We start from the raw sequence: 15,253 nt of genomic DNA, 5'->3' as shown, positions 1-15,253 counted from the left end.
CGGTCAGCGCGAACGGCGATGACGGCGTTCGGCGCTGGTCGCGGACAGCTCGCCCAGGGCCTCGTCGAGGGCCACGGGTTCACCGTCGTTGGCCCACTCGCGGGTGTCGCAGGTCGAGCAGGAGCGCATCGTGAGGTCGGTGCCGTCGCTGGACAGGTCGATCTCGATGATCGGCCCGCCGCAACGGGCACAGCGGGTGGACATGTTGGTCTCCTCCATCGCATCGCCCCGTCGCGCTCGCCCGAGCGACGACGCTCGCACCCGAAGCCGCGCTTCGCGTGCTCCCTGCAGCCTATGGCGTTCAGGACGTGATCAGCAGGATCGCGACGGTGGTGGCGTTGAACCCCACATGCGCCCAGATCGCCGGGCCGAGCCGGCCTGACCGCAGCGTGAGCCATCCGGCGAGCAGCCCGAACATGGCCAGGGCCGGGAACTGCAGGAGCTGGAAGTGCACCCCGGCGAACACCACGGTGGAGACGATGAGCGCCGGCCAGTCGCCGAACCGTCGCTGGACGCTGCGCAGCAGCAGCCCACGGAAGAACAGCTCTTCGACGACCGGGGCGCCCACCGCGACGATCAGCACGAGGAGCACGACATCGAGCGGTGAGGTCGCCATGTCGGTCAGTCCCCTGGCCGCTTCGGAGACGTCCTGCTCGCCGATGAAGAGGAAGAGGAACAAGTAGATGGCCGGCACCGCGAGGAGTTGGGTGCCGACACCCACGAGCAGGCCCTGGTAGAGGTCGGGGAGCCGGAACCTCCACCCGTAGTCGGCGACGACGCCGTTGCCCTTGGTCCTCGAGACCAGCAGCGTCCAGCCGCCATATCCCAGCCAGAGGAACGCCTGCAGCACGGTGAGCAACCCGAGCGAGACCTCGTCGAGCTGGAGCTCGCCGTCGCGGACGTAGCCGAGGGAGATGAGCACAACGGCCCCGCCGGCGATGGTGGCGATCTGGGCGATCAGGAGCCCCAGCAGGGCATCGCCGATCCCCCACCGGACCGGGCGGGTCACCAGTTCGTGGCGGTCGTGGCCCAGCGGGGCGAACCAGCCACGGGTCGACGAGCCATCGGGCGGCGGACGGTGCTGATCCCCCGCCGGAGGCGGCGGCAACTGGTCGGGCGACGGTGGTGGCGGCGACGACGACCGCGACGGTGGAGGTGGTGGCGGCGGAGGTGGCGGAGGTGGAGGGTGCTGGCCCACTGGGCCAGGCTAGGCGCCGCTGCGGCGAATCGAGCGCGCGGTCAGCTCGCCCTGGCCACCGGCACCCGCACCACGATCGCGTCGGCGCGCCGATCGTGGAGCATCCAGCCCCGCGGCACCGACAGCGCATCGGCGTGACGGCCACAGAGGTCGTGGGTCATCGGGTGCGGCTCGGGGGCCAGCGGATCGACCCACACGGCTTGTCCGGTGTAGTCGTAGGCGAGGGTTGCCGCAGCGGGCGCGGCGCACGTGGGTCGGGCACACGAGCGAAACATGGTGCGGAACCTAGCCCGACCGGCACGGTCGGGGTGGGATGTCACGACACCGTTCCAGTCGCGGACCCCGGATCGACGGATTGACCTCCTAACATGAGTGCATGAGCCCGAGCCCCCAGGCGCCGCCGCCACCGCCGCCACCTCCACCACCGCGCCGCCCGACCCCCGGCGGGCGCCAGGGAGGCAAGGGGGGATGGGGCCGCTGGTCGAACAGCAACCAGTCCTCCGACAGCCAGGGAAAGAGTCAGAGCCGCATGCCGCGCTGGACCATCTGGGTCCTCATCGGCGCGCTGGTGGCGGTGCTGGTCTTCCCGATGCTCGCTCCCAGCGACGACTCCGAGCACATCGAGTTCCACGAGTTCCGTGAGCAGGTCGAAGACGGCGAGATCGCCACCGTCGAGTACAACAACAACAACGGCGACATCACCGGCGAATACGTGGACGAGGAGCGCGGCGAGTTCCGCAGCACCGGCCCCATGCCGCTGTCGGACGAGGACCGCGAGCTCATCCAGGCCAACACCGAGCTCAACTTCGACACCCCCGAACCGAACCCGCTGTGGCAGTTCCTGCCCTATGTGTTCTTCTTCGGGCTCATCGTGTTGTTCTGGGTCTGGATGCTGCGCCGGGCCCAGGGCCAAATGGGTGGGGTGATGTCGGTCGGCCGTTCGAAGGCCAAGACCTACGACACCGAGCGGCCGGGCACCAAGTTCGCCGACGTCGCCGGCTACGAGGGCGTCAAGCAGGAGGTCACCGAGGTCATCGACTTCTTGAAGACCCCCCAGAAGTTCGGCGAGATCGGCGCCCGCATCCCCAAGGGCATCCTCCTCGTCGGTCCCCCCGGAACCGGCAAGACCCTCATCGCCCGGGCCGTCGCCGGCGAGGCCGGGGTTCCGTTCCTGTCGGTCACCGGTTCGGACTTCATGGAGATGTTCGTCGGTGTCGGCGCCAGCCGGGTGCGCGACCTGTTCGACTCGGCACGCAAGATGGGGCGGGCGATCATCTTCATCGACGAGCTCGACTCCATCGGACGCAAGCGCGGCGCCGGCCTCGGCGGTGGCCACGACGAGCGGGAGCAGACGCTCAACCAGATGCTGGCCGAGATGGACGGCTTCGAGCCCTCCGAGGGCATCGTCATGATGGCCGCCACGAACCGGCCCGACATCCTCGACCCCGCCTTGCTGCGCCCCGGCCGGTTCGACCGGCAGGTGGTCGTTCCGCTGCCGAGCCTCGAGGACCGCATCGCCATCCTCGGGGTCCACGTCCGACACAAGCGGATGGGCCCCGACGTCGACCTCGAGGTCATCGCCCGAGGCACGCCGGGCATGAGCGGCGCCGACCTCGCCAACCTGGTCAACGAGGCGGCGTTGTTCGCCGTGCGCTCCGGCGAGGACGCCATCCACAAGGACCACTTCGACGCCGCCCGCGACCGCATCCTGATGGGCCAGAAGCGCGACACCCTCGCGCTGTCCGACCAGGAGAAGGAGGCGATCTCCTACCACGAGGGCGGTCACGCCGTCTGCGCCGCGGTGCTTCCCCACGCCGATCCGGTCCACAAGGTGTCGATCATCCCCACCGGGGCGGCGCTGGGGGTCACCCAGCAGCTTCCCGAGGCCGAGCGTCACCTCTACCGTCAGGACTACATCGAGGAGTCGTTGGTGGTGCGGATGGGTGGCCGGGTCGCCGAGGAGCTCGTCTACGGCATCGCCTCCACCGGCGCCAACAACGATCTGGTCGGCTCCACCGAGCTGGCCCGCAAGATGGTGCGCGAATGGGGCATGAGCGAACGGGTCGGCCCCATGGCGTGGGGCTCACAGGGCGAGGTCTTCCTCGGCGAGGACCTCATGCACACCCGCGACTACTCCGACGACACCGCCCGGGTGATCGACGAAGAGGTCGAACGCATCCTGCGCGAGCAGGAGAACCGGTGCCGCGAGATCCTGCGCGAGAACCGGGCAGGGCTCGACCTGGTGGCCAAGGCGTTGATCGAGCACGAGACCATCGACGGCGACGAGGTCATCCGGCTCATCAAGGTCGGTCGCGGCGAGATCGCCGACGACGGCACCAGCCGCTCGGCCGAGGCACGCGACGTGGTGGAGCGCAGTCGCGCCAACGGTGGCGGTGACGACGACACCCCGGACGCCATCGCAGACGACGACGCCGGCGACGACACCGACGTGGCCGACGAGGTCGCTCAGGCCGAGTCCCGTCCCTGATCGGGAGTCGGCTGGGCGCCGCCAGGGTCCTGCGGCGTCTGACCGTGGTCGCAGCCGCCCGGCACCGAACCGGGCTCGCGCAGCTCGGCGACGGTGGCCCACAGGTCGGTGGCGGTGGCCGGGCCGACGAACGACGCCCGGACCACACCGCCGGCGTCGGCGATCACCACGAGCGGCACCCCGTCGATGCGGTAGCGCTGGTGCAGCTCACGGTCGGCACTGACCTCGACCTCCTGCACGACCACCTCGTCGCTCGCCAGCACCTGCACCTTCTGCCAGGTGCCCGCGCACGACGCGCACGTCGCCGAGGTGAAGACCGCGACCAACCACGGCGTGTCGGGCCGGTCGAAGTCGTCACGGTCGAGCTGGCTGGGCACCCGGTAGGTGCGCGGTTGGGTCGGGGCATCGGGCTGGCGCCGCTGGACGGCGTAGGCGATACCCCCGGCGACCGCGATCAACACCGCGGCGATGAAGAACTGCTCCATGGCATCGAGTGTGCCCGAACCGCGTCCAGGAGTCAGACCGGAGCCCGGCCTCAGCCCCCGAAGTCCATCCCCGGCGGGAGCTCGGCGTCGCCGGCGGAGGGGATGGCCACCTGCGCCAACCGGTCCAACGGATCGTGTACACGGGACGCGATCCCGGCGGCGAGGGGGTGGCTCGACTCGATCACCAGCATGGAGGTGCCGGCCCCGCTGACCCGATCGACCAGATCGTCGATGGTCATGCGACCCGAGGGCCCGATCTCGAACTCCTCGAACCCCTCGAGGGGACGCTGGGTGCCGCGGGAACGGATCGAGATGGACCCGGAGACGAGACGGTCCGGGTCGAGGTTGATCAAGGTGAGCGCCGCCGCGTCGGTCCCTCGGGTCCGCGGGTCGATGAGCAGCAACCGGCGACCGACGAGCGCGGAGCCGGACGAGGCGGTGATCCCGGGGCCTTCCGCCGAGCTGGCGACGGTGGTGACCCGCTCGGCCACCACCGCGACGTCGTTGAGCGAGCGGACGACCACCGTCGCGGTGATCGCGCCATCGACGAACCGGTCGACCAGTCGGGGCTGTTCGGTGAGGTCGACCACCTCGTAGCGGTTGGGGGCCACCGTCAGCTCGAACGGCTCCACACCACCCAGCTCACGGTCGCTGAGAAGCACCTCGACATCGACCTCGGCCGTGGCGGGACCGGGGTTGTACACCACCACCCGCTCGTTCAGGCCCTCGACGAGTCGAACCGACGGGTACACCCAGAGCGGCATCAATTCGGGTACGCCGAGATCGGTGGTGACCGCCCTCCGGGGGTCGGCGCCTTCGAGCCTCTCCTCGGTGTCGTCGAAGGTCTGGAGACGTTCGATGATCACCCGACCGGAACGGGCGGTGGCGGTGGCCGACACCTGGTCGCGACGTGCGACCTCGGCTCCGGCGTCGACCACGACGACGCTACGTCCGGGCACCACCACTCCGGTGAGCGCCTGGGGCTCCCTCGGCCCGTCGACGGTGAGGAAGCGGAAGTCGACCACGGCGTCGCCGGGATAGGGGTTGAAGAGCGCGAACAGCGAACGAGCGTCGGCGGAGGTGTCGCCCCACGCGAAGTGCCAGGTGTCCGACGAGGTGGACGCGCACGGCCCGCTGTCGGCTCCGGTCGGTCCGACCAGCTCATGGGAGACCGCCAGCTCACCGCCGTCGAGCTCGACCATGACCGCCACCGCGGGCCCCGTCGCCAGTTCGGCGACCTGCACCCGCTCGAGGCTGTTCGCCTCGACCTCGACCTCGGCGTCGACGGGATCGGCCTGGCCCGGGAAGGCGGTGAGACGGGCACGACGGTCTCGATCGGTGGGATTGGCGATGATGACGGTGTGATCGGCCGGTCCCTCCTCGCCGGCCGAACCCGCCGGGCAGTACCAGGTCGACCCCAACACGTCGGCCGACGCGACCATCGGCTCGACCCGGGACACACCGAGGTCGTCCGGCGCGGACGACGTGGGGTCGCGGTCGCGCTCGGCCACGAGGGCCGCGGCCAGGAGTCCGACCACCACCACGATGAACGGGACACGGGCGCGGGTCATCGGCTCGCCGCCTCATCGATCGGCGAGGAGATGGCGCGCCGGTGGCGGCGGGCGATCCTGCGCTCGGCACGGGTCCGGTACATGACCAGCGTGATCAGGGCGAGCACCGCCAGCTGAGCGAGCAGTACGAGGCGGTGGCCGACTGGTGTCGTCCAGGTCACCGACACGGTGCCCGAGTCCTCGACCGGGAACGTCGTCGCCCACCCGAGCCCGGGCTGGGACCCGAGCGTGGTGCCGTCGAGATCGGCGCGCCAGCCCGATCGCGGGGTGGAGCCGACCAGCACCTGTGCCGGTCCTGTGACCCGATCGGAGAAGGAGGTGCGCCCGAGTTGATCGAAGGGCCGGGAGAGGCCACCGAGCTCGAGGGTCGCGGCCTCGCGAGCGCCGTCGGGGATCGCCGGAACGTCGGAGACGGCGATGGTCTCGGCCTCCAGCGCGGAGACCGTCGGCGCCCAGGCTGCGTTTCGGTACACGGTGAGTGCGGGGTTGACGTCGATCTCGACGAGGTCGAGCTGCTCGGCGAGCACGTCGTGGAGCAGTTGGGGGTTGGGGTGTGACACCCCACCGAAGGGCACCGGCGCGCCCTGGTCGACCAGGACGAGGTAGCGCACGCCCATCGGCGCGAGGAGCCGTCCCAGGCGGTCGGTCCGCTGGGTGAGCACGAAGTCGAGCGAGCCACGCAACGGTGAGGTGGCGGGTTCGGGCGGACCGGGCCACAGATCGGCCAGGGTGGGCGTGCCCGAGATCGTGGTGGCGTAGGAGGTCAAGCCGTCGATGGGCCAGGACCCGAGGGGCAGCACCTCGGGGGCACCGAACCACACGACGCGGAACGGATCCTGCTCGACCTCGTCGTCGAGGAAGGCCAGCGCCTCGTGGTGCGATCCGCGGGGCACCATCCAGCGGCCTCCCACCGACGCCGCCACCACCGGGAGCAGGGCCAGGACGAGCGCGCCCACCGCGACCACACCGGCCAGCTGGCGCCACCCGAACACGCTGCTCCGGACATCGAACCCGAACGCGGACACTCCCAGCCCAGCCGAAAGAGCCATTGCCGCGGCGGCGGGAGCGAGGATGGCATCGACGGGAGGCAGAGGGCCCGGTACCCATCCCATGGAGGCGACCCAGACCAGCGCCCAGCACGACAGCGCCAGCGACCACGCCCGGGCCGCCCAGACCAGCCGCCACCGCCGCCCGACCAGCAGGGCGAACGCGGCCGCGACCAGCACCGCGGCGTTGAGCAGCGACGAGCCGATGGGCCCGGTGTCGAAGCGCAGGATGTGGGTGAGCGGCAGCGCGGTGGCCACCTCGGCCGACCGGCTGGCGGTCAGGGTGCTCCACGATGGGTCGGGGCTGAGCAGGTCGAACAGCCAGGGGACGTGCAAGACCCCACCCACGACCGCGGCACCGACGCCCACCACCACCATGCGGCCCAGCCCGCGCACGGTGCCGATCAGCAACGACCCGGGCACCATGCCCACCACCACGGCGAGCGGCATCAGCAGAAAGAGCGGATCGAGCAGGGCGGCGAGCGCCACCACCAGACCCAACGCCACCGCCTGGCGCCACAAGGGGGGCACGTCGTGGCGGGGTCCGACCCGGCGGCCGGGGTCGTCATCGGCGGCGCCGAACGGCGCCGCACCCGAGGACCGCAGGAGCCGCGCCAGCACCCAGGGCGCGACCGCGTAGGCGACCAACCCCCGCCAGGACCCGGTGGCGAGCGCGTCGTATCCCAGCGGCACCGCCGCGTAGGCGACGAGGGCACCGGCACTGGCGCGATGGGAGGCGAGGGGAGCGACCAGGCGCCAGACACCGACGAGCGCGAGGGGATACATGCCGAGGATGAGCACCGTGCGCAACAGACCCGTGGCGCCGAGGAACACGCCGCCGGCGACGGTGACCACCAGGCTGGCAGCGGGGGCGAACCCCTCGTAGCCGATGCCGCCTCGTCGCCAGCTCGAGAACCACTCGGACCACAGCGGGCCGAGCTGTTCGGGAAGTGGCACGAACTCGCCGATCGCGGGGATGGGCCTGGTCAACAGGTGACGGGAGCCGATGAGGAGGATGACCGCCACCAGCAGCCAGGCGAGCGCGGCGTCTCGGCGGCCGGGGCCGGTGACGCCCTCGATGAGGCGCTTGCCGAGGGTGGCGGCCGATCCGAAGGTGTCCTGATCGGTAGCGAGCTGGCCCCGCAGGAACGCGGCCACCCGGGCACTGCCGCGCACCTGCAACGACCGGACCTCGCCGTCGGGGACGAGCCGGGTCGCGGCGATCGACCGGCGCCGGTGACGCAGCGAGCCGAGGCGGCGGAGGTTCCAGGTCCACGCGGTGATGACGTCGCGCGCCTGGCCGGGGCGCCCGGTGACCAGCGCGAAGACCGCTTCGACGGCGTGGACCACCAGCAGCTGGGGAAGCACCACCGCCAAGCTCAGGAGCCGGTACGACGAGAGCATGGCCCGCATACGGTGGCGGAACTGCAGCCGGCGACGGTCGTCGACGACGCGCCGCTCGCCGAGCGCCTCGAGGTGCCGCACCCGGGCGTTGGGGGCGACCATGACCCGGGCCCCGGCGGTGTGGGCGCGCCAGCACAGGTCGAGGTCGTCGCCGAAGAAGCTGGTGTCGGGGTCGAAGCCGTCGAGCGCCCGCAGCAGATCGGCGCGCACCAGAGTGAACGCGTCGGGAACGGTGAACACGTCGCGCACGGCGTCGTGCTGTTCCTGGTCGAGCTCGTTGCGCTCGACGAGGGGGACGGGGAAGCCGAACTTGTCGGACCCCTCCCCCGCCGACAGCATGCGCCGGTCGTCGTCCCAGCGGACCACTTTGGGCCCCACGATGGCGGCGTTGGATCGGAAGGCTTCCTCGACCATCGAGCGCACGGCGCCGGGCGCGGGGGCGACGTCGTCGTGGGCGAGCACCAGGAAGGCCGGATCGCCGAGGCGGGGAAGGACGGCGTTGACGGCCCGCCCGAAGCCGCGATTGGCCTCGAGGCGGATGGTCCGGGCATCGGGAAGGACCTCGGCGACGCGGTCGGCCACCGGAACCAGGCTTGCCGCGTCGACCACCACGACCTCGAGCGAGGGGTAGTCCTGAGCACCCACCGCAGTGAGCGCCTCCTCGAACCAGGGTCCTGGTTGGTGGGCGACCATCACGAGGGTCACCAACGGTGCGGCGACCGGCTCAGGGGGCGCGCCGAGGGCAGGTTCCTGGGATTGCTCCGGAGCGCTCACGATCGCGGGAGACTACCGCGCGCTGGTCCCCTCACTTCGTCATCCATCCGTAACATGCGGCTCCCCGGTGGGACGCCCGAGCGATACCGTGAGGGCGATGGGATCCCCCGAACCCCCCGCGAGCTGGGACCAGATCGCCGAGCAGGTCGCCGCCACCGCCCGCGACGCGGCTGCGGTCGGCGTCGGCTTGGGGATCCTCGGTCTCAATCGCCTGCAGGCGCTGCGCCGCGACCTCACGGCCAAGCTCGACGAGGTGGTCAGGCCGCCCGCCGCCGACACCGACTCGTCCGAGGAGTGATCGCACGCCCACGGGTGGCAATCGATGCCACCGCACTGCTCGGTCCCCGCACCGGGGTCGGGGTGTTCACCTTCGAGCTGCTGTCCCACCTCCCCGGATGCGGGGTGGACGCGCTCGCCTACGCCACCTCGTGGCGGGGTCGGGGCCGGCTGGGCGAGGTCGTACCCCCAGGGGTGCAGGTGAGCAGCCGCCCCCAGGCCGCGCGACCGTTGCGCGAGCTGTGGCGCCGGTTCGACCGGCCGCCGATCGAGTGGTGGACCGGCGAGATCGACCTCGTGCACGGCCCCAACTACGTGGTCCCTCCGACGCGCCACGCCCCGAGTTTGGTCACCATCCACGATCTCACCTTCCACCACCACCCCGAGATGTCCACGCCCGACACCCTCCAGTACCCGGGACTCATCGCCCGGGCGCTGGGTCGCGGTGCGTGGGTGCACACCGAGTCCGAGTTCGTGGCCGGCGAGATCCGCGACCGGTACCGGGTCGACTCCGAGCGGGTGGTGGTGATCCCGCTGGGGGTGAGCGCACTGGCCGAGGCCGATCCCGCACGGGGACGCGACCTCGCCGGAGGTGAGCGCTACGTGCTGGCCCTGGGCACCGTCGAGCCCCGCAAGGACCTGCCGCTGCTCGTCGATGCCTTCGACCTCATCGCCGCCGAAGATCCCGAGATCAGGCTGGTCGTCGCCGGTCCCCACGGATGGGGTGCCGACGAGCTCACCGATCGGATCGAACGATCACCTCACCGCGACCGGGTCGTGCGCCTCGGGTGGGTCAGCGACTCCGACCGCTCGGCGCTGCTTCGGGGTGCACGGGTGCTGGCCTACCCGTCGCGCTACGAGGGCTTCGGCTTGCCGCCGCTGGAGGCCATGTCGGTGGGGACGCCGGTGGTGGCCACCGGGGTGGGTGCGCTGCCCGAGGTGCTCGGCGACGCGGCACGACTCGTCGACACCGGCGACGCCGCTGCGCTCGCCGGTGCCATCTCCGAACTGGTCGACCACGGCCCCACCCGCGACGGGCTCGTCGGACGCGGGCGACGGCGTGCGGCGCGCTACTCGTGGCAGGCGTGCGCCGAGGGCATGGCGAACCTGTACCGCCACCTCGCCGAAGCGGACCGATGACCCTGCCTACACTCGGCTCCGTGCCTGCACACGCCACGACATCCCGTCCATCTGCCATCGACCCTCGATGAGGGCGCTGGTCACCGGCTCCTCCGGGTTCGCCGGCCGCCACCTCGTCGAGCACTGCGAAGCTGCCGGCGACGCGGTCAGCGGCCTCGACCGCAGCGACGGGGTCGACATCCTCGACCCCGGCGCGGTGGCGACCGCCCTCGAGGCGGTGCGTCCCGAGATCGTGTACCACCTGGCGGGCTGGGCCGACGTCGGCGCGTCGTGGAAGAACCCACGCGCCACCTTCGAGGCCAACGCCGTCGGGACCCTCCACCTGCTCGACGCAGCGCGAGCGGCGGGCACCCGCCGGGTCATCGTCGTCGGATCGGCCGACGTGTACGGCACCGTCACCGAGGACGAGCTGCCACTCACCGAAGACCAACCGGTCCGACCCACCAGTCCCTACGCGGCCAGCAAGCTCGCCGCCGAAGCCCTGGCCCAGCAGGCCTGGCTGGGGTACGGGCTCGAGACCATCATCGTCCGGGCGTTCAACCACCTCGGCCCGCGCCAGAGCCCGCAGTTCGTCGCACCGGGGCTGGCCGACCGGGTGGTCCGCAACGAGCGCGAGCAGCTCGACGAGCTCGAGGTCGGCAATCTCACACCTCGCCGCGACTTCACCGACGTGCGCGACGTGGTGAGGGCATACCGCATGCTGGCCCTCGGGGGGACGCCCGGCGAGGTGTACCACGTGTGCTCGGGCCGCGACGTGTCGATCGGCGAGTTGGCCGAACGTCTCATCGCGCTGGCCCAACGTCCCATGACCCTGGTGTCCGACCCCGATCTGCAGCGTCCGGTCGACCTACCGGTGCTGCGGGGCGACGCCTCGAAGCTGTCCGCCGCCACCGGTTGGGAACCACGCTTCGAGCTGGACGGGACCCTGGCCGACCTGCTCGCCGAGGCGCGCGAACGCGTATCGCCCGCGCGCTGAACGGTCACGCGGCGACCGCCCCGCCACCAGCGGCAGACGGTTCGCCTCGGCCCCGGATCGTCGGTGCTAGACAGGCGGGATGACCAAGCGCGCACTCATCACCGGCATCACCGGCCAGGACGGCTCCTATCTGGCCGAGCTCCTGCTCGACAAGGGCTACGAGGTCATCGGCATGGTCCGGCGGTCGAGCACGGTGAACTTCGAGCGGATCGCCCACATCCAGGACCGGGTCACCCTCGTGTCCGGCGACCTGCTCGACGAGGTGTCGCTCATCCACATCCTGCGGGAACACCGTCCCCACGAGGTGTACAACCTGGCTGCCCAGTCGTTCGTGCAGACCTCGTTCGGCCAGCCGGTGCTCACCGGTGAGATCACCGGCCTCGGCGTGACCCGGATCCTCGATGCCATCCGCATCGTCGACCCCGAGATCCGCTTCTACCAGGCCAGCACCAGCGAGATGTTCGGCAAGGTGCAGGAGGTCCCCCAGAGCGAGGCCACCCCCTTCTACCCCCGCAGTCCCTACGGCGTCGCCAAGCTCTACGGGCACTGGATCACGGTGAACTACCGCGAGAGCTACCAGATCCACGCCAGCTCCGGGATCCTGTTCAACCACGAGAGCCCCCGCCGCGGACACGAGTTCGTGACCCGCAAGATCACCAACACCGTCGCCCAGATCAAGCTCGGTCAGACCACGGAGCTGCGCTTGGGCAACCTCGACGCCCAGCGCGACTGGGGGTTCGCCCGCGACTACGTCGAGGCCATGTACCTGATGGTTCAGACCGACGAACCCGACGACTTCGTCATCGCCACCGGCCGTACCCACACCGTACGGGAGTTCTGCCGCATCGCCTTCGAGCACGTCGGCCTCGACTACGAGGACCACGTGGCGGTCGACCAGAAGTTCTTCCGTCCCGCCGAGGTCGAACTGCTGATCGGCGACCCGGGCAAGGCCCGCGAGCAGCTGGGTTGGGCGGCCACGACCTCGTTCGAGGAGCTGGTGACGATGATGGTCGATGCCGACATGGACCTGCTCTCGGGCCGTCTCCGCCCGCTGGCTTGACCGGAGCCGGACCGATGCAGATCGCGGTGCTGGCCGGTGGGGTGGGCGCGGCGCGCCTGCTCGCCGGCATCGTCCAGGTCGTCGACCCGGGCGAGGTGGCCGTCATCGCCAACGTTGGCGACGATCTGGTGATCCACGGGCTGCACGTGAGCCCCGACATCGACACGGTCATCTACACCGTCGCCGGCGCCATCGATCCCGAGCGCGGGTGGGGGCTGGCCGGCGAGACCTGGCAGGCGATGGATGGCCTCCGGCGCTATGACGGCATCGACTGGTTCAACCTGGGCGATCGCGATCTCGGCACCCACCTGTTCCGGACCCAGCGGCTGAGCGAGGGTGCCTCGCTGTCGGAGGTCACCTCCGAGATCGCGGCGGCGTGGGGTCTGGGGTTCCGGGTGCTACCGGTCACCGAGGGACCGCTGCGCACGATGGTCACGGTGGTCGACGAGGGCGAGATCGGCTTCCAGGAGTACTTCGTGCGCCGCCGCCACGACGTGGCGGTCACCGGTGTCCGCTTCGACGGGGCCGAGTCGTGTGCACCGTCGCCCGGGGTGCTCGAGGCACTGGCGAACGCCGATGTGATCGTGATCGCGCCATCCAATCCCATCGTCTCGATCGGGCCGCTGCTGGCGGTGGCGGGGCTTCGTGAGGCGCTGGCCGCCCGGCGCGACGACGTGGTGGCGGTGTCGCCCATCGTCGCCGGTGCGGCGCTGAAGGGCCCCGCCGACCGGATGATGACCGAGCTGGGACACGACGCCTCGGTCGCCGGGGTCGCCCGGCTCTACCGCGACCTGGCCGCCACCCTCGTGGTCGACGAGGCCGACGCCGACGCCGCTCCCCTCGTCGAGGCCGAGGGCGTGCGCTGCGTGACCCGTCCCACGATCATGAGCCGGCCGGGGGTCGCATCCGGACCTGGCGCGCACCGTGCTGGGGTTGGAGGATCGATGACCGGGCTCGAGGTCTTCGGCATCGACGGCGTGCCCGAGGTGCGCCCGGGCGACGACCTGGCGGGGATGATCGCCGCGGCGGCGAGCGGCGGCGCGGGCACCGAGCTCGCCGACGGCGACGTGGTGGTCGTGACCCAGAAGGTGGTCTCCAAGGCCGAGGGGATGCTCGTCGAGGTCGACCCCGACGACCCGCTGTCGCACAAGCCGCTGGTCGAGCGCGAATCGGTCCGGGTGCTGCGGCGTCGCGGCGACCTCGTCATCAGCGAGACGGCACACGGGTTCATCTGCGCCAACGCGGGGATCGACCTGTCCAACGTCGATCGGGGCTTTGCCGCCCTGTTGCCCAGGGACTCCGACTGGTCGGCCCGGCGCATCCGCGACGGTCTGCGGGCCAGGGCGGGCGTCGAGGTGGCGGTGATCGTGTCCGACACCTTCGGTCGGCCGTGGCGACGGGGGCTGACCGATGTGGCGATCGGCGTGTCGGGCATCCACGCCGTGGTCGATCTGCGCGGCACCGAGGACACCCGAGGACGCGAGCTGGCGGTCACCGAGGTGTGCGTCGCCGACGAGATCGCCGGCGCCGCCGACATGGTGATGGGCAAGGCCTCGGACATCGCCGCGGCGGTGGTCCGCGGCGTCGACCCCGCGTGGTTCGGCGACGGGCACGTGGGGCGACAGGTCTTGCGCCACCCCAGTGAGGACCTCTTCCGGTAGGCCGTGGGCTGGCTCGACGCGCTCTTGCTCATCGGCGGTGGTCTCGTCGCGGGCGCGGTCAACTCGCTGGCGGGCGGCGGCTCGCTGCTCACCGTCCCCCTCCTGGTCTTCACCGGCACGCCGGGCACGATGGCCAACGGGTCGAACCGCATCGGCGTGCTCACCTCGAACATCGCCGCAACCTTGGAGTTCCGCCGCCAGGGGATCCGGTCACTGCCGAACCTGGTGCCGATCCTGACCGCCTCACTGGCCGGCTCGCTCATCGGTGCGGCCCTGGTCAGCCAGCTCGACGACTCGAGCTTCGAGCAGATCTTCGGGTTCTTGATGCTGCCGCTGCTCCTGTTGTCGTTGTACCGACCGAAGGTCGGGCGGGCACGCGAACCGTGGTCCCCGCCGGTCACCGTCGCGGTGTTCTTCGGCATCGGCGTCTACGCAGGGGCGTTCCAGGCGGGCGTCGGGCTCCTGCTCACCGCGGCGCTGCTGGCCAGCGGGTTCGACGTGGTGCGAGCCAACGCGATCAAGGTCATCGTCATCCTGGCGGCTACCGCGATGGTCCTGCCGGTGTTCATCATCTCCGGCGACGTGGCATGGGCCCCCGGCCTCGTCCTCGCCGCCGGGTTCGCCGCTGGCGGCACCCTCGGCGCGCACCTCACCATCCACCGCGGCGAGGTCCTCGTGCGGCCCATCATGGTGATCGCCGTGGTGGCATCGGCCACCAAGCTGCTCGGACTGTGGGGGTGAGCGAACCGCCGGAGCGAGCGCCGGCCGGAGAGGTATCAGCCTCGGTCGACCATCTCGGCCAGGCCGTCGGACAAGGGGGTCCAGGACGACCACCCCAGGTGGATGCGGGCCCGTCCGGGATCGAGGGCGAACCTCAGGGGCCCATCGGGCCCGCCCGTCGGAACGACCGGCACCGGTGCCTGCCCCAGCGCCTCGCCCACCGCCTCCACCAGCGCCTCGATCGAGGTCTCGACACCGGTCCCGATGTTGGCCACCAGCCCGCTTCCCTTGTCGGCGGCCCGGATGAAGGCGTCGACCACGTCGTCGACGTAGACGAGGTCGCAGGTCCGGGTGCCGTCGACGGCGACCTCGACCGGCTCGGCGGCGGCGACCGCCGGCGAGCACCTCAGCGACCAGGCCGTGACGCTGGCGCGGCCCGTACACCTCGGCCAGC

Annotated in this window: 14 protein-coding genes; 7 read left to right on the top strand and 7 right to left on the bottom strand. The window is 71.2% G+C overall.

Annotated elements, in window-relative coordinates:
- Positions 1-3: 3 nt before the first annotated feature.
- The 3 genes from U5K29_09065 to U5K29_09055 all read right to left on the bottom strand — a co-directional run bounded on the left by U5K29_09065 (position 4) and on the right by U5K29_09055 (position 1,473).
- The gene (locus U5K29_09065; GenBank protein MDZ7678691.1) at positions 4-204 is read right to left on the bottom strand and encodes a hypothetical protein; all 201 of its coding nucleotides are present in this window, start codon (positions 202-204) and stop codon (positions 4-6) included.
- Between the two features lie 97 nt (positions 205-301).
- Complete coding sequence (locus U5K29_09060) at positions 302-1,198, bottom strand: CPBP family intramembrane glutamic endopeptidase (protein ID MDZ7678690.1); 897 nt, start codon at positions 1,196-1,198, stop codon at positions 302-304.
- A 41-nt stretch (positions 1,199-1,239) separates the two neighbouring features.
- On the bottom strand, positions 1,240-1,473 hold the full coding sequence (locus U5K29_09055) for a DUF3499 family protein (GenBank protein MDZ7678689.1): 234 nt from the start codon (positions 1,471-1,473) through the stop codon (positions 1,240-1,242).
- 101 nt (positions 1,474-1,574) lie between these two features.
- Here U5K29_09055 and ftsH point away from each other — a divergent pair, with 101 nt between their 5' ends.
- A complete protein-coding gene (gene ftsH / locus U5K29_09050) occupies positions 1,575-3,686 on the top strand; it encodes an ATP-dependent zinc metalloprotease FtsH (protein MDZ7678688.1) in 2,112 nt (703 codons plus the stop codon).
- Here ftsH and U5K29_09045 read toward each other — a convergent pair.
- From U5K29_09045 to U5K29_09035, 3 genes are read right to left on the bottom strand one after another with little or no spacing between them, the layout of a single operon-like run.
- Positions 3,665-4,171, bottom strand: coding sequence for a thioredoxin domain-containing protein (locus U5K29_09045; protein MDZ7678687.1), 507 nt, complete (start codon positions 4,169-4,171; stop codon positions 3,665-3,667). The two genes, ftsH and U5K29_09045, sit on opposite strands and share 22 nt — an antisense overlap.
- Before the next feature lie 50 nt (positions 4,172-4,221).
- On the bottom strand, positions 4,222-5,742 hold the full coding sequence (locus U5K29_09040; GenBank protein MDZ7678686.1) for a DUF5719 family protein: 1,521 nt from the start codon (positions 5,740-5,742) through the stop codon (positions 4,222-4,224).
- A complete protein-coding gene (locus U5K29_09035) occupies positions 5,739-8,966 on the bottom strand; it encodes a glycosyltransferase family 2 protein (GenBank protein ID MDZ7678685.1) in 3,228 nt (1,075 codons plus the stop codon). The genes U5K29_09040 and U5K29_09035 overlap by 4 nt, the downstream gene beginning before the upstream one ends.
- A 97-nt stretch (positions 8,967-9,063) precedes the next feature.
- Between U5K29_09035 and U5K29_09030 the strand changes: the two genes are divergently transcribed.
- The 6 genes from U5K29_09030 to U5K29_09005 all read left to right on the top strand — a co-directional run bounded on the left by U5K29_09030 (position 9,064) and on the right by U5K29_09005 (position 14,820).
- The gene (locus tag U5K29_09030; GenBank protein ID MDZ7678684.1) at positions 9,064-9,264 is read left to right on the top strand and encodes a hypothetical protein; all 201 of its coding nucleotides are present in this window, start codon (positions 9,064-9,066) and stop codon (positions 9,262-9,264) included.
- Positions 9,265-9,278: 14 nt separating this feature from the next.
- The gene (locus U5K29_09025; GenBank protein MDZ7678683.1) at positions 9,279-10,382 is read left to right on the top strand and encodes a glycosyltransferase family 1 protein; all 1,104 of its coding nucleotides are present in this window, start codon (positions 9,279-9,281) and stop codon (positions 10,380-10,382) included.
- Positions 10,383-10,449: 67 nt separating this feature from the next.
- Positions 10,450-11,358 carry a GDP-mannose 4,6-dehydratase gene (locus U5K29_09020; GenBank protein ID MDZ7678682.1) on the top strand — a complete coding sequence of 303 codons (909 nt, stop codon included), beginning with the start codon at positions 10,450-10,452 and terminating at the stop codon, positions 11,356-11,358.
- Between the two features lie 79 nt (positions 11,359-11,437).
- Entirely contained in the window at positions 11,438-12,418 is a 981-nt protein-coding gene (gmd, locus tag U5K29_09015; GenBank protein ID MDZ7678681.1) for a GDP-mannose 4,6-dehydratase, read from the top strand.
- Positions 12,419-12,432: 14 nt separating this feature from the next.
- Positions 12,433-14,079, top strand: a complete 1,647-nt coding sequence (gene cofD / locus U5K29_09010) for a 2-phospho-L-lactate transferase (GenBank protein ID MDZ7678680.1) — start codon at positions 12,433-12,435, stop codon at positions 14,077-14,079.
- Positions 14,080-14,082: 3 nt separating this feature from the next.
- Positions 14,083-14,820, top strand: a complete 738-nt coding sequence (locus U5K29_09005; GenBank protein ID MDZ7678679.1) for a TSUP family transporter — start codon at positions 14,083-14,085, stop codon at positions 14,818-14,820.
- 35 nt (positions 14,821-14,855) lie between these two features.
- Here the strand turns inward: U5K29_09005 and U5K29_09000 are convergent, their stop codons facing one another.
- Positions 14,856-15,119: a hypothetical protein gene (locus U5K29_09000; protein ID MDZ7678678.1), complete on the bottom strand. Its 264-nt coding sequence runs from the start codon at positions 15,117-15,119 to the stop codon at positions 14,856-14,858.
- Between the last annotated feature and the right edge of the window lie 134 nt (positions 15,120-15,253).

Source organism: Acidimicrobiales bacterium, assembly GCA_034521975.1.
Lineage (GTDB): Bacteria > Actinomycetota > Acidimicrobiia > Acidimicrobiales > SKKL01 > SKKL01.
This window is presented reverse-complemented; position numbering and strand designations above follow the sequence as displayed.

Excerpts from the sequence above, each read along its gene's own strand:
- U5K29_09065 (MDZ7678691.1), bottom strand. The coding sequence starts at position 204 with ATGTCCACCCGCTGTGCCCGTTGCGGCGGGCCGATCATCGAGATCGAC.
- U5K29_09055 (MDZ7678689.1), bottom strand. The coding sequence starts at position 1,473 with ATGTTTCGCTCGTGTGCCCGACCCACGTGCGCCGCGCCCGCTGCGGCA.
- ftsH (MDZ7678688.1), top strand. The coding sequence starts at position 1,575 with ATGAGCCCGAGCCCCCAGGCGCCGCCGCCACCGCCGCCACCTCCACCA.
- U5K29_09045 (MDZ7678687.1), bottom strand. The coding sequence starts at position 4,171 with ATGGAGCAGTTCTTCATCGCCGCGGTGTTGATCGCGGTCGCCGGGGGT.
- U5K29_09040 (MDZ7678686.1), bottom strand. The coding sequence starts at position 5,742 with ATGACCCGCGCCCGTGTCCCGTTCATCGTGGTGGTGGTCGGACTCCTG.
- U5K29_09030 (MDZ7678684.1), top strand. The coding sequence starts at position 9,064 with ATGGGATCCCCCGAACCCCCCGCGAGCTGGGACCAGATCGCCGAGCAG.
- U5K29_09020 (MDZ7678682.1), top strand. The coding sequence starts at position 10,450 with ATGAGGGCGCTGGTCACCGGCTCCTCCGGGTTCGCCGGCCGCCACCTC.
- gmd (MDZ7678681.1), top strand. The coding sequence starts at position 11,438 with ATGACCAAGCGCGCACTCATCACCGGCATCACCGGCCAGGACGGCTCC.
- cofD (MDZ7678680.1), top strand. The coding sequence starts at position 12,433 with ATGCAGATCGCGGTGCTGGCCGGTGGGGTGGGCGCGGCGCGCCTGCTC.